We start from the raw sequence: 13438 nt of genomic DNA on the forward strand, positions 1-13438 counted from the left end.
CGGGTTGTTTCTCAAAAAAAATGCCGAAGCAAGCGCATGTTTACTGCGCCGGCTTCGGCATTTTCACTTTGCGAACGGGGAATACGTCCGTTACGTCCTCGCTCTTTCCCGTCTGTCTAGTCGGACATCGGCTGCTTCATCCTCCTCATTCGGTTCCGCATACCCGTCTTCATCCTCCGAGGGCTGATTCGGCTTCACGCCGCTGCGCAGCGGGATCTCCTTCAAAAAGAAAGTGAGCACGATCGCGGCGGCCACGACGATCGCGCCGGTAAGAAACACGCCGGAAAGCGAGTAGCTGAGCGCCTCCCGCAGACGATCCAGCAGCCCTGTGAATATGGTTTGGTATTGAGCCGGCAGCGAATTGCGAATCGCCGAAAGCTTCTCCGAATCGAGCAGCACTTGCGGATTTTGCAGCGCCGCCAGCTTTTGCCCGACGTCGGCCGGGATATTGGTTGTATTTGCGGGTGCTCCCGCAGAAAGCTCCGCCATTTTCCCGGCCATTCGATGCGTCATCACCGTCGACATGACCGCGACCCCGACCGTACCGCCAAGCGAGCGGACGAACTGTGAAGAGGCCGATGCTACGCCCAAATATTTTTGGTCGACCGCATTCTGGACCGTAAGCGTAAAAATCGGCATGCCGAGCCCGATACCGACGCCGACGACAATCATGTAGAGGATGGCATGCAGCGTAGTCGTTTCCCGTCCCATAGTCGAAAGCAGCAGCATACCCGCAGTCAAAACTGCAAGCCCGATGAAAGCCAGCATTTTATATTTGCCGGTTCTGGAAACGATTTGACCGCTGACTGTGCTGCCTGCGACAAGGCTTAACGTCATCGGCATGGTTACGTATCCGGAATTCGTAGCCGACGTCCCCATGACGCCTTGAATGAAATAGGGCATATACATAATGGCCCCGAACATGCCCGCACCGATCGTGAAGCCGATAATGTTCGATATCGTGAAAATCGAATTTTTAAACAAAAACAGCGGTAAAACAGGATTTTTCACGCGATTTTCAATAACGATAAACAGAATCAAAGCGACGATCGTGAAGGCGAACATCGAAAGGATGACTCCCGAGCCCCAGGCGTATTTCGAGCCCGCCCATGTAAAGGCAAGCAGCATCGGAACGATCGTGAGCGTAAGGAACAAGGAGCCGAAATAATCGACGGACTCGCCCGGCTTGCTGGCCGCTTTCGGAAACATGAACCATATCATCAGCAAGGCGACGATACCGAACGGCAGAAACACCCAGAACACCCAATGCCACTCCATATGATCGACGATATAACCGCCGAGGGTCGGACCGAACACGCTCGCCAGTCCGAAGGAAGCGCTCATAAGCCCTTGCCAGCGGCCGCGTTCGCGGGGCGCGAACAAGTCGCCGATTGCGGTGAACGAGCATGACATGATCATGCCGCCGCCAATTCCCTGGATGCCGCGGTAAACGATCAGCTGGATGATATTCGTCGATGTGCCCGTCAGGAACGAGCCGGCGATAAAAACGGCGATTCCGAGCAGAAGAAACGGTTTTCGGCCGTAAATATCGGATAATTTCCCGACCAGAATCGTCGTGATGCCCGAGGTCAGCATATACACTGTAAAAACCCAGCTATAATACTCCATGCCGCCCAAAATCGAGATGATTTTAGGAAGCGCCGTACCGACGATCGTTTGGTTAAGCGATGCAAACAGCATGGCCGCCATGATCGCGATCATAATCGTTATTTTGCGTTTGCTGTCGAGATGTTCCATCGTTCGGCTCCTTTGTCTGAAAGCGCGTATGCTTCATTGTGATAATCCGTTTTCCTCGCTTATCCAGTTAGCATAGCCAAAACGAGGGAAATGTTTGCAAAAATGTTTGGTGAAGTTGTGTCAAAATGAGTACCGCCTACCTATACTGTATTATGCTTTGGGCGGATACCCAGTTTTCGGTGAAGGCAAAGCATGGGATTCCACGAGGAAAGCGGGGGAACGGCATGCTTGTGCTTCAGATCGCCATCGGCATTATTGCGGTTTCGGTTGCTGTGCTTGCAGGATATACGATCATGCTGCTTATCGGAGCGAAAAGCGCGATTCGGGAAGCGGAGCTGACGCTGTCGGAGCTGCGTTCCGAGCTGAAACGGATCGGCGGGGAAGCCGAGCCGCTTATGCGAAGCGCCTGCAAGCTGACCGAGAGTATGAATGAGCGCGCGGCGGCATTCGATCCTGTGCTCGGAGCCGTACGCCAGGCGGGAGAAGCGATGCGGTCGGCAAGCGGTTCCTTCAGGAAGCTGTCCGACGCGTTTTGCGATACCGCTGAGGACGTTAGCGAAACGCTTTGCGCCAAACGAAGCCAGTCGAGGGAGACGGCCGATCTTGCGGGGCTCGCGATCGACATGTGGGATAACGTGCGGAAGCTGCGATCCAAACGGGGATAACTTCGGGACCAAGGAGCCGGACCGCCGGCCGTGTCACATAAAATTGAAGGAGTGAACAACAATGGCCAAACAGTCAAACGGTAAAAACTTTCTGATCGGTACGGTTGTCGGAGGTGTAGTCGGAGCGGTGACCGCTTTATTGTTCGCGCCGAAATCGGGCCGCGAGCTTCGCGCCGACATCGCCGAGCAAGCGCAGGTCATAGGCGAGAAAACGCAGCAGTTTGCCGGAAACGTAAGCCAAAAAACGCAGGAAGTGGCGAAATCGGTAGGCGCGCAAACCTCGGAATGGGTAGGGAAGGCGAAGGAAGCCGCATCCGCAGTAGCTTCCAGAGTGGAGGCTTGGAGGGAATCCCGCAGCGGCCAAGAACCGTCGGAGGAAGAGGTGGATGCGCTGGAGGAGCGGAAGACGGGGCAGCCGGTTGCCAATGAGGAGCGCGAGCTTATTGAAGTTAAATAACGCAAAAAGACGTCCATCCGAAGGCCGAAGCCGACGATGGACGTTTTTTTAAAGTCGTTTTACCACTTCGACGGATCGATTTTGTTGATGTCGACGCCTTCCCAGACATTCTTGATCGGTGCCGTGCGCGGGTTGTCAAAGACGAGCCAGGCGGTGGGTAAAAACCGCTCGCCGAATTCGCTGGCCGGTTTATTGACGATGCCTTCCTCCGTCACAAGCACGGTTGAGGAGCCTCCGTCCAGGTTGGCGGCGATGATCGCGCCTTCCTTCAGGAAAATTTCCTGAATTTCGTAGAGCGAAGCGCCGATGCTGTGCGTCTGCCTGCCGTCGATGATCGCGAAAATAATCGTGCCGTCCGCCGTTTGCGCCATACTCGTTCGCGGCGCGACGCCCCAGCCGTCCTCGGGACCTTTTATTTGTCCCACTCCGTTAACGATAAATCGCGGAGAGAACGTGACGGCTTCCGACATTTTCATTTTGAGAAGGTCGTTAGGCGTATACTTGCCGGCGATCATTTTGCCTTCCGAATCGATCCCCACGATATGAATCGGCGTATTCATGCCGGAATCCAAATAAAAGATTTTCCCTCCGGACATTACGATGCCGGTAGGCTGGAAGCCGTTTCCTTTCCACTCCGGATCGACGAAGCCGCCTCCGTTGACGCCTGCGAGCGCTCCCGTTCGCTTGACCATAGCGGATACCTTCTCGCCTTTCCCGTACTTATCCGGAACGACGATCCGCAGCTTCTTAGGGTCGTGGACAAATAACAAGTAGCCTTTATAATAGCCGAAATGGCCTTTGCCTTCGATCGGCTTCACTTCGATGGACGGTTTCTCGGGCTCGTTGCCGGTTGCCGGTCCCGTAGGCGAAGGCTCGAACGACGGCTGCGTGACGATGGGAGCTTCAGCGTATTTGTCGAATTGCTTCATGTACTCGTCAACCCGGACGGCAAGCTCTTTCTTACCGATCAAATAAGCGGCCCAATGCCGGTGCTGCGTCGAAATGAGCGTATCCGCCGCCAAGTATCGGAGCTTGTTGCCCGATGTAGTGAAGAAGAACCATGCCAGGAACATCGCGAACAAGCTCAGCATAATGACAGCTGTATAAATGAAAATGCGGAGAAATGTAGTTTTCTTTTTCTTACCGGCTTTTCTCCTCGTACCGTTTATCGTCTGTTGACGGGAAACCGTCGGTTGCGTCATATCATGCTCCCTCTCTGTCGGTTCGTTACGCCTATCTAAACGAAAAAAATCGGCAAAAGGTTTCGAGATTCGGGCAAATAGCAAAATAATGTAAGTTATCGCGAGCAGTCGAAGCGTCCTGCGCCTTGCTCGTGCAAGATGCTTCGATATTGGGTAGGCGAAGTGCCGTACCATTTGCGGAATTGCTTCGAGAAGTAAAGCGCGTCGGTAAACCCGACCGAGGAAGCGATTTGCTCGATCGTCAAGTCTCCGGCGAGCAGAAGCTTCGCGCGTTCCATGCGAAGCCGCAGCAAATACGACATCGGCGACATGCCTGTCTGCTGCTTGAACAGCTTGGACAGATGCGTGCGGTGGTAGCCGAGCGATGCGGCCATCTGCTCGATCGAGATCGGCTGCGAATATTGCAGCGTCAGCCAGCGGATCGCGTGGTCGACCTGGCGTTTGCTGTCGGACAGCGGCTCGCTTTCCGTTTGATTCATGACGGCGTTGCCGTTCATATATTCGGCGAACAGCAATCGCATGTAGCCGTCCGCGCGAAGGTCGCAATTCGGCGTTCCTTGTCTAAGCGCAAGCTCTATTTGATGGAGCAGGGCGTTTATTTTACGGCTCGCGCTCGTATCGGCGACAGGGCGGTCGGCCGAAATGCCGGCCTTGCTTAACAATCTGTCGACATCGTTGCCCTTGAAGCCGATCCAGCGGTACATCCAGGGCTGCTCGGCATCCGAAGCATAGCTGACGAGCTCGCCGGGGAAGATCATAAAGCTGGAGCCTTTTTGCAAATCGTACGATTGCGCTCTGCATTGGAAGGTGCCGCTACCGGAAACGACGTTATGCACCAAGTAATAATCGAGCACCTGGGGACCGACTTTATGGTCGGGGGCCGTTTGGGCATGTCCCGCAAAAAGGACGACGATCTCGCCTTTGCCCGGGAACGGATTGATCGCGACGGAGTGAAACGATTGCTGCATATGGAGCCTCCCAATACGGTTCATGTGATGATCGCCGGCCGCAAGCTTATGCCGCCAAACGACAAATGTCCTGTTGAACCTCTATATGAATCATTTTACGCGATGGCTTGTCCGTATGCTATGGACAATCGTAGGTTGAAATGAAACTTTTTGAAATGCCGGGAAGTAATCCTCCGCTGATTGTTCGATTTCCCGGTAAACGCGCTCGTCCTTAGCTTATGCTTACGATGTCGCTTTCTTTGAAAGCGTTTAGGACGGGGTAGCCTTTATCCCTATGTGGCGATTTTGTGAGCCACTTGATTTTCGGAAGCACCTGCGCGATGATAAAGGAACGATAAGAAAGGAAACGGATCTATTTAGGAGGATTTTATGATGAAGCAGAAGCAGTTCATTCTGAACAATGGTTTGCAATTTGCATGGGCGGTAGCCGTATTTGCGACGGGCGGCAGCCTGTACTTGTCCGAGGTGATGGAATACGCGCCATGCGAGCTGTGCTGGTTTCAGCGCATTTTCATGTACCCGCTTGTTTTCATACTTGGCGTAGCGTCGGTCAAAAAGGATTTTAAGGTTTACCGGTATGTCCTACCGCTTGCGATGGTTGGCGGTTGTATTTCGATCTACCACTATCTCGTGCAGAAAACGGCGTTCTTTAAAGAGCATTCGACTACTTGCGGAATCGTGCCCTGCGATATCGACTATCTCGACTGGTTCGGCGTTATTACGATCCCTATGCTGGCTCTGATCGCCTTCATTATCATTACCGTCGTTATGCTGCTGGTTCGTAAAGCGAGCAAAAACGCCTAATGCAAGCGAGCATCAAACTACATTTCTCCATATAATAGCCGCTTCATTCCATGTTCGGTGTTGTGCTTTTCCGATATAGTGAAGGAAGAAAGAACAAGCAACTCACCTATCGGGAGGATGACCATAATATGCCGAAAATTACGTTCCTCGGAGCCGGCAGCTCCGTATTTGCCAAAAATGTTTTGGGCGATTGCATGTTGACGCCAGCTTTGCAGGATTTCGAGATCGCGTTGTTCGATATCGACCACGAGCGGCTGAAAGACTCGGAAGATATGCTGAACAACCTGAAGCTGACATGCGGAAGCAAAAATGAGATTAAATCATATACCGATCGTAAGGAAGCGCTTCGCGGCGCGAAATATGTCATCAATGCAATTCAGGTAGGCGGCTACGATCCTTGTACGATTACGGATTTTGAAATTCCCAAAAAATACGGCCTGCGTCAAACGATTGCCGACACGCTCGGAATCGGCGGCATTTTCCGCAACCTGCGCACGATTCCGGTTATGCTGGACTTTGCAAAGGATATTCAAGAGGTATGCCCGGACGCTTGGTTCCTCAACTATACGAACCCGATGGCCGTGCTGACGAATGCGATGAATACATACGGCGGCGTCAAAACCGTCGGACTGTGTCACAGCGTTCAAGTTTGCGTGCCGCACTTGTTTAACCATCTTGGCGTCGACACTACCGGCGTACAGTGGAAAGTCGCGGGCATCAACCACATGGCTTGGCTGCTTGAAGTGACGAAGGACGGCAAGGATCTGTATCCGGAGCTGAAAAGACTTGCGAAGGAAAAGCAGAAGGAAATCCACCACGACATGGTGCGTTACGAGCTTATGTTCCGTTTCGGCTATTACGTAACCGAGTCGTCCGAGCATAATGCCGAGTACCATCCGTACTTCATCAAGCGGAATTATCCGGAGCTGATCGAGCGCTTTAACATTCCGCTGGACGAATACCCGCGCCGCTGCGTCAATCAGATCAGCCGCTGGAAGACAATGCGCGAAGAGCTTGTGAACAACAAACATCTCGAGCATACGCGTTCGCATGAATATGCCTCCCACATGCTTGAAGCGATGGAGACGGACATCCCGTTCAAAATCGGCGGCAACGTCATGAACACGGGACTGATTACAAACCTGCCTAGAGAAGCATGCGTGGAAGTTCCTTGTATCGTCGATGCAAGCGGCGTGACGCCGACGTACGTGGGCGATTTGCCTCCGCAGCTGGCTGCGCTCAACCGCACGAACATCAATACGCAGCTGCTCACGCTGGAAGCGGCCATTACCCGCAAGCGCGAGCATATTTACCACGCCGCGCTGCTTGACCCGCATACGAGCGCGGAGCTGTCCATCGACGATATCGTAGCGCTTTGCGACGATCTGATCGAAGCGCACGGCGACTGGCTGCCGAAGTATAACTAATATTTTGTCCCCGTTTGCCGGTAGACGGCATACGGGGATTCTTTTTGTTTATGCCAACATAAGGGCACAGCCGCAGGTTGATTGATGCGTGAAAGCTATTTCAATTCAAGGCAAATTGTATTAACATAGATGATGAAAACGAGGTCTCCGGTTGTTCGACAATAGAGTAGCGAATCGGCACGACACGCAAATGCAAATAGGGAACGACGTGGAACGAGGTAAGATATTGCGTATGAACTGGTTCAACAGGCTGTTGTTATCGTATCTTCCGGTTTTTTTGGCGATCAGTTTGACTCTGCTGTCACTCGCCTATTTGTCGTTGAACGAAATGTCCAAACGAGCCGCCCGCACTGCGAATCAATCGTTATCCAACGATTTGATGCAGATGATTGATACTTCGCTGTCGAGGATTGACGATTGGATGTTTAGTACGATTCTGGCAAACGATACGATAAAGCGATTCTATCAACCGGCAAGCAGCGAGACGCGGGAATATATCGATTTGCAGGCTGCCTCCTTTCTTAACGAAATGGTTCGAAGCCAGGATATGGTCCAATCCGTTTATTTGTATCGATCATTCGACGCTATGGTGCTGACCCCGAATGCGCGTATTCCGATCGAACAGTTCGGTGACAAGGAGTTTATCGGCAAACATAGCTCAAGCCTTACGTCGCATCGTTGGGTGAATCGGGGAGCGTTCGCGGAAAGAGAAGACGGCAATTCCGAAAACGTGATCAGCCTGGTGAAATTTGCGGATTTGGCGAATCGCAGCTTGATTGTGGTAAACGTCAGTACGAACAAAATCGGAGAAATACTACGGGGCAATTCGAATAATAATCTGAACTACGTGGAGATGGTTACCGCAGATGGCAAGCTGATCGCCTCGAGAGATGAATTTCGCAATGATATTTCGTCAAACGGGACTGAAAAGCCGGATAGCGGAAAGGAATGGTCGCATGTCACTTCCGACTACACCGGCTGGACGATTCGCAGCGGGGCCTACAAATCGGGAATCATCGAATGGATTTCTTCGCTTTTCTATGTTTGGATGGCTCTCGGAGCTGTTGTCATCGTGCTGGGAATCGTATGGCTCGTTTACGTATCGCGGAGGAATTATCGTCCGATCCAGCATATTACGGCCCGCATTGCCCATGCATCGGTCGAACGTAAGGCTGGCATCGCTTTCGGAGCGAGAAAGGATGAATTCGAAACGATTGAAAGAGCAATCGACGGACTGCTCGATCATTCCACGCTATTGCAGGAAGAGAACAGGCAAAATTCGACCTACCGCAGAAAGCATCTATTTCTTGACATGATAACGGGAGACGGGCAGGGTGAACGGTGCGAGGAAGAATTGAAGCGAATAGGCATTGAACCGGAAAAAGACAACTTGACGGTACTTATTGCGGAAATCGACGGTTATGCTGAATTTGAGGGAGGCTATCAAAAACGGGATCAATTTCTGTTCAGACAAGTATTGGAGCTAGCCGTTCGTGAAATGGCGGACAAAGAAGGGCTTCGCACATGGATGGAATGGACGGACGGAGGGACGATTGCGGTGCTTTGCGCCGTGGATGAAGAATGCAATTCCGGGCAGAGGCTTTACGCGTTTGCAGAAATGATGACGGATTGGATCCGAATTCATCTGCCTTTTACCGTTACGGTTTCCATCGGCGCCGATGTGAGCGGGCTTGAGCGCGTCTCTTCGTCCTATCAAAGCGCGATGTATGCGCTCCAGTTCAAATCGTCGGTCGGGAAGGATAGAGTGATTACGCTTAACGATTTGGCGTCGTTCCCGCAGGGCGAAACCTCTCGCCACCTTGCCGGTATTCGCAGCGTTTGTGCGTTGTTCAGGGCCGGAGACGAGGAATGGGAGAAGGCGTTCCATAAACTGTACGACTCGTTAAGAGCAGAGTTATATTCCCGTGAAGACTTGAGGATGATCTTCCATTATTTTGTGTCGAACCTCCATAAAGAAATGATGGAACTGTCGACCGAACTTCAGCATCATTGGGCGGCCGTGCATCCCCGATTAAAACACTTGGCGGAGAAGGCGGAGACCGCTGAGGACAATTACGAAGCCAGCTTGCGGGAGCTGCGGGAAACGTTCAAGAGCATGCGCGACCTCCGGGACAGCAAGAGCGGACGTCAGATTATTCGCCAAGTCAGAACATACATAGGCGAGCAATACGGGAATCCGGAATTGTCTCTTTCGCTTATCGGAGATACGTTCGACTTGCAGCCGAGCCATTTGAGCAAGCTGTTTAAAGAGGAATTCGGCGTGAAATTTATCGATTACGTTACGGACATAAGAATGAGAAAGGCGAAAGAACTGCTGGAGAAGACAAATTGGCCCATTCAGGAAATCGCTTCAGCAGTCGGCTATGCGAGCGCGATCACGTTCAACCGGGTGTTCAAAAAAGAGACCGGCAATTCGCCGAGCAATTACCGCAAGGATCTGGCATAAATAAAAAAAGTTAATTCGTAAATAAAGGTTTAGTCCGGAAACAATGCTTCAACTGCCCGCGACCTTTGCGGCTGAGGCGTTCCGGGCTTTTTTTTGCATTCATTTATCGTACGGTTCCAAGGCATGTGACAGAAGCGAAAAAAGACCGCGTCAATTTTTGCTTAGCGGTCATAAACCGTTTATTTACAACCGGAAAGCGCGGATGATAAGGTTTTCACGAGAACGGTTGCAACCTCTCACGGCATCATTCGAAATACGACAGTTCACACCATACAGGAGGGGATAAGTATTGAAAACAACATGTAAAAGAGCAGCAACGCCGCTAATCAGTCTGACGCTGGCCTTAGCGGTAACGGCATGCGGCGGCACGAGCAATGAAAATAAAGGGGAGCCGGCGAAGAGCGCATCTCCGAGTCCGGCGAGCAAGCAAGCGGCTGTTTATCCGGAGAACGGACTGCCTAAAGACGAGAAAGTGACGCTTAAATTCGGCTTTTTTGAAGGGGGGTCGGGACGCGAATGGTTCGATTATGCGATGGAAACGTTCAAGAAGAAGTTTCCGAACGTCAGCTTTGAAGTCGTCTATTCTCCAAAAATCGGCGATCTGGTCAACACGAAAATCGCCGCGAACAACGATGACGATATGTTCGACATGTTTAATGGACCGCCAGCCGGCTTTAACGACACAGCGGTCAACCTGATCAAAGAAGGCCGACTGGAATCGCAAGAGGATTTGTGGGATCGCAAAACGTACGACGGATCGGGCAAGACGCTTAAGGAGTTGGCGCTAGAAGGGCAGTACAAGGGCGCTGCGCGAATACTGGATAAAACGTATGCGCTGCCGATGAACGGAACGGGGACAGGCTTGTTTTTCAATAAAAAGCTGTTCGAGCAAAATGGCTGGAATCAAAACCCGCGGACATGGGATGAGTTCCTGAAGCTGTGTGAGGACATTAAAGCGAAAGGTGTCATCCCGATCACTTATCCCGGCACGGTTATCGGTTATCTGGATTATGCGTTTACCGGCCCGTGGAAGCTGTTCGAGCTAGCTGAAATTAGCGGCAACCTGAAGACGATTGAGAGCAACTACCGTAATCTCGAGCTGCCGTTCTACACGTCTCCGGAGTATATCGATATGTACAACCGGATGTATGAGCTTGGCAAACGGGGATACTTCTCGCCGGGAGCGGCCGGCCTCAATCATACGCAGTCGCAAATGCAAGTGCTGCAAGGCAAAGCGGCGATGGTGACGACAGGCGTCTGGGTCAGCAATGAAATGAAGGATTCGATGCCGAAAGATTTCGAATGGGGTTTTATGGTCGTACCGTATGGCGACAAGCCGGACAGCACGAAATGGATGCGTGTATCGGCAGGCGGCGGCGCTTATATTTGGGGAAAGAAACCGGAATTAAACCGCAAATGGGCGAAAGAGTTCAATGTGTGGCTGTGGAATCTCGACGTTCAGCAAGCGTTCGCGGAGAAGGGCGGGCAATTGCCGATTCGCAGCGACTATATGGATGATCAAGCGCGCGCGGAGAAATTGCAGGACGCTCCGAGAGCGATGCTCCAATACATGAAAACGAACAAAGTGATGGGGGAAACGGGCTCGTTCGCTGTAACGCTGTCCGCTCCGGAGCGGGCGCAGGCCGATAAATTGCTAAACGATAACAGAGGGCTGATCGCCGAAGGGAAGAAAGATCCGAAGGATGTGCTGCAAGAGGTGGAACTTTTTATGAAGAAAGCGATTGACTCGAAGAAAAAATAACGGGCATCGGGGGGCTTCCTCCCCCTTGCTATTAGGCGAAAGGAATGACTGCAAGCATGTCGACAAGTCCTGACACCAGGGCCGGCAACGGTTATCGGACGCGTTCGGCGGGGAACGGCTGGATGAAGAAGGCGAAGATGCAGAAGCGATTGTTCGTTTTGTTGGCCGTTACGCCCGCATTCGGAGGTTATCTTCTGTTCACCTTATATCCGAACTTGTTGTCGGCGTATTACTCGCTGCTGGATTGGAACGGTATATCCAAGCCGGATTTTGTCGGGCTGGACAATTTCGTCAAGCTGTTTCAGGACCGGTATGTTTGGCGCGCGCTCTCTCACAATCTGTTTTATATGCTTACCATCCCGCCGCTTGTCATTGGTATATCCTTATTGCTCGCGTATTTGCTGCATAACAAAGGATACAAGGGGACGCCTCTATTCAAGGTGCTGTTTTTCTTCCCCAACGTGTTGTCGACGGTCGTCGTTGCGCTGCTCTGGGCGTTTGTTTATGACGGAAGCTTCGGCTTGCTGAACTCGCTGCTTCGATTGCTTGGCGTGCCGATCGGCGATTTTTACTGGTTAGGCGATATGCGAACGGCGATCTGGGCGATTATTCCCCCTTACGTCTGGGCGGGCGTCGGCTTCTATATCATCATTTTCATCAACGCTATGGCCACGATCCCGAAATCGCTGTACGAATCCGCCATTCTGGAAGGGGCCGGTCATATGAAGCGAATGTTTATGATCACCATTCCGCTTATTATGCCGATTGTGCGGATTAGCGCGCTGTTTCTCGTCTTGGGTTCGCTAAAAGGGTTTGAACAACAGCTTATTCTCACAAACGGCGGGCCGGCCGGCTCAACCGATGTCATCGGCTTGTATATGTTTAACCTGGCCTTCGGCGCGGAATTCCACAATTACGGATACGCCTCCGCCATCGGCATGTTTCTGTTCGTCATTCTGGTCGGCGCGAAGCTGTTGACGGATAAGCTGATCCCTAACAGGCAGATCGAATACTAGGCAACGGGTCGCGATGCCGGAAAGGTAAAACAATCATGAAAGAGAAACGTTCAATTCTGGATCTCGTTTGGTGGGTGCTGCTGGTCGTATGGTCGCTTACCATCCTGTTTCCGATCATTTGGATTTTGTACGAATCGCTTAAGACGAACCGGGAGTTTTTCCAGGACGTGTGGAAGCTGCCGGAAGTATGGAAGTGGGCGAACTACAGCAAGGCGTGGACCAAGCTCGGCATTGGCGAAGCGATGCTCAACACGGTGTATTATGTGGGCTTAAGTCTGCTCATCGGCACATTCCTGACGGCGATCAACGCGTATGCGCTCACCCGTCTGGAATTCAGAGGCCGGAAGCTGATTTGGGCGGTCATTATGCTGTCGCTGTTCCTGCCCGGCATCAATGCGCTGATTCCGCAGTATGTGCTGATGCGCGACTTGCATTTGACGAATAGCTTGACAGGGCTTGTGATCCTCGACAGCTTGGGAGAAAGCGTATTTTTCCTGATGCTGCTCGGCGGCTTTATGCAGTCGCTTCCGAAGGAACTGGAGGAAAGCGCATTCATGGACGGCTCCTCGCTGTTCGGCGTGTTCACCCGCATTATTATGCCGTTATCGATGCCCGGTATCGTGACGGTCGCGATTTTCAAATTTATCGGCTTGTACAACAACTTTCTCGGACCGTTCATTTATTTGAGCGACCCGAAAAAGTATACGATCGGCGTCAACATGTACCAGGCGAACCAAATGATGCAGTACGCGTCGGACTGGGTGACCCTGTTCGCGGGCGTCATGATCGCGACGGTTCCTTCCATCATCATGTTCTTGTTCTTCCAGCGCTGGATTATGGAAGGGGCTACGCTGGGAGCGGTGAAAGGGTAGCCGGTGATCCGTTGCTGCCCGAAGGATAACCATTTCGTAC

Annotated in this window: 11 protein-coding genes; 8 read left to right on the forward strand and 3 right to left on the reverse strand. The window is 52.1% G+C overall.

All coding sequences use genetic code 11. The features are described 5' to 3' along the window. Positions 1–90: 90 nt before the first annotated feature. On the reverse strand, positions 91–1758 hold the full coding sequence (locus tag DQG23_RS22760) for an MDR family MFS transporter (protein WP_113033185.1): 1668 nt from the start codon (positions 1756–1758) through the stop codon (positions 91–93). Between the two features lie 224 nt (positions 1759–1982). Between DQG23_RS22760 and DQG23_RS22765 the strand changes: the two genes are divergently transcribed. Together DQG23_RS22765 and DQG23_RS22770 are read left to right on the forward strand one after the other, a co-directional pair. Then, positions 1983–2423, forward strand: a complete 441-nt coding sequence (locus DQG23_RS22765) for a DUF948 domain-containing protein (RefSeq protein ID WP_158560651.1) — start codon at positions 1983–1985, stop codon at positions 2421–2423. 61 nt (positions 2424–2484) lie between these two features. Beyond that, positions 2485–2880, forward strand: coding sequence for a YtxH domain-containing protein (locus tag DQG23_RS22770; protein ID WP_113033187.1), 396 nt, complete (start codon positions 2485–2487; stop codon positions 2878–2880). A 59-nt stretch (positions 2881–2939) separates the two neighbouring features. Here DQG23_RS22770 and DQG23_RS22775 read toward each other — a convergent pair whose 3' ends face one another. Continuing rightward, on the reverse strand, positions 2940–4082 hold the full coding sequence (locus tag DQG23_RS22775; protein ID WP_113033188.1) for a phosphodiester glycosidase family protein: 1143 nt from the start codon (positions 4080–4082) through the stop codon (positions 2940–2942). A 95-nt stretch (positions 4083–4177) separates the two neighbouring features. After that, positions 4178–5050, reverse strand: a complete 873-nt coding sequence (locus tag DQG23_RS22780; protein ID WP_113033189.1) for an AraC family transcriptional regulator — start codon at positions 5048–5050, stop codon at positions 4178–4180. A gap of 372 nt (positions 5051–5422) precedes the next feature. On the opposite strand from DQG23_RS22780, the gene DQG23_RS22785 reads away from it, so the two are divergent. From DQG23_RS22785 to DQG23_RS22810, 6 genes are all read left to right on the forward strand, one after another. Next, the gene (locus DQG23_RS22785) at positions 5423–5854 is read left to right on the forward strand and encodes a disulfide oxidoreductase (protein WP_113033190.1); all 432 of its coding nucleotides are present in this window, start codon (positions 5423–5425) and stop codon (positions 5852–5854) included. Between the two features lie 128 nt (positions 5855–5982). Next, a complete protein-coding gene (gene melA / locus DQG23_RS22790) occupies positions 5983–7281 on the forward strand; it encodes an alpha-glucosidase/alpha-galactosidase (protein ID WP_113033191.1) in 1299 nt (432 codons plus the stop codon). A 151-nt stretch (positions 7282–7432) separates the two neighbouring features. After that, the gene (locus DQG23_RS22795) at positions 7433–9748 is read left to right on the forward strand and encodes a helix-turn-helix domain-containing protein (RefSeq protein WP_113033192.1); all 2316 of its coding nucleotides are present in this window, start codon (positions 7433–7435) and stop codon (positions 9746–9748) included. A gap of 289 nt (positions 9749–10037) precedes the next feature. Continuing rightward, positions 10038–11510, forward strand: a complete 1473-nt coding sequence (locus DQG23_RS22800) for an extracellular solute-binding protein (protein WP_113033193.1) — start codon at positions 10038–10040, stop codon at positions 11508–11510. Between the two features lie 44 nt (positions 11511–11554). Further along, a complete protein-coding gene (locus DQG23_RS22805; RefSeq protein WP_238177986.1) occupies positions 11555–12526 on the forward strand; it encodes a carbohydrate ABC transporter permease in 972 nt (323 codons plus the stop codon). A gap of 35 nt (positions 12527–12561) precedes the next feature. Further along, complete coding sequence (locus DQG23_RS22810) at positions 12562–13398, forward strand: carbohydrate ABC transporter permease (protein WP_113033194.1); 837 nt, start codon at positions 12562–12564, stop codon at positions 13396–13398. Positions 13399–13438 lie beyond the last annotated feature (40 nt).

It is taken from the genome of Paenibacillus contaminans, assembly GCF_003285015.1.
GTDB lineage: Bacteria > Bacillota > Bacilli > Paenibacillales > NBRC-103111 > Paenibacillus_V > Paenibacillus_V contaminans.

Bases quoted from the DNA above. Each gene is read 5' to 3' on its own strand.
- DQG23_RS22775 (WP_113033188.1), bottom strand. From the start codon at position 4,082: ATGACGCAACCGACGGTTTCCCGTCAACAGACGATAAACGGTACGAGG.
- DQG23_RS22805 (WP_238177986.1), top strand. From the start codon at position 11,555: ATGACTGCAAGCATGTCGACAAGTCCTGACACCAGGGCCGGCAACGGT.
- DQG23_RS22765 (WP_158560651.1), top strand. From the start codon at position 1,983: ATGCTTGTGCTTCAGATCGCCATCGGCATTATTGCGGTTTCGGTTGCT.
- DQG23_RS22770 (WP_113033187.1), top strand. From the start codon at position 2,485: ATGGCCAAACAGTCAAACGGTAAAAACTTTCTGATCGGTACGGTTGTC.
- DQG23_RS22810 (WP_113033194.1), top strand. From the start codon at position 12,562: ATGAAAGAGAAACGTTCAATTCTGGATCTCGTTTGGTGGGTGCTGCTG.
- DQG23_RS22780 (WP_113033189.1), bottom strand. From the start codon at position 5,050: ATGCAGCAATCGTTTCACTCCGTCGCGATCAATCCGTTCCCGGGCAAA.
- DQG23_RS22760 (WP_113033185.1), bottom strand. From the start codon at position 1,758: ATGGAACATCTCGACAGCAAACGCAAAATAACGATTATGATCGCGATC.
- melA (WP_113033191.1), top strand. From the start codon at position 5,983: ATGCCGAAAATTACGTTCCTCGGAGCCGGCAGCTCCGTATTTGCCAAA.
- DQG23_RS22785 (WP_113033190.1), top strand. From the start codon at position 5,423: ATGAAGCAGAAGCAGTTCATTCTGAACAATGGTTTGCAATTTGCATGG.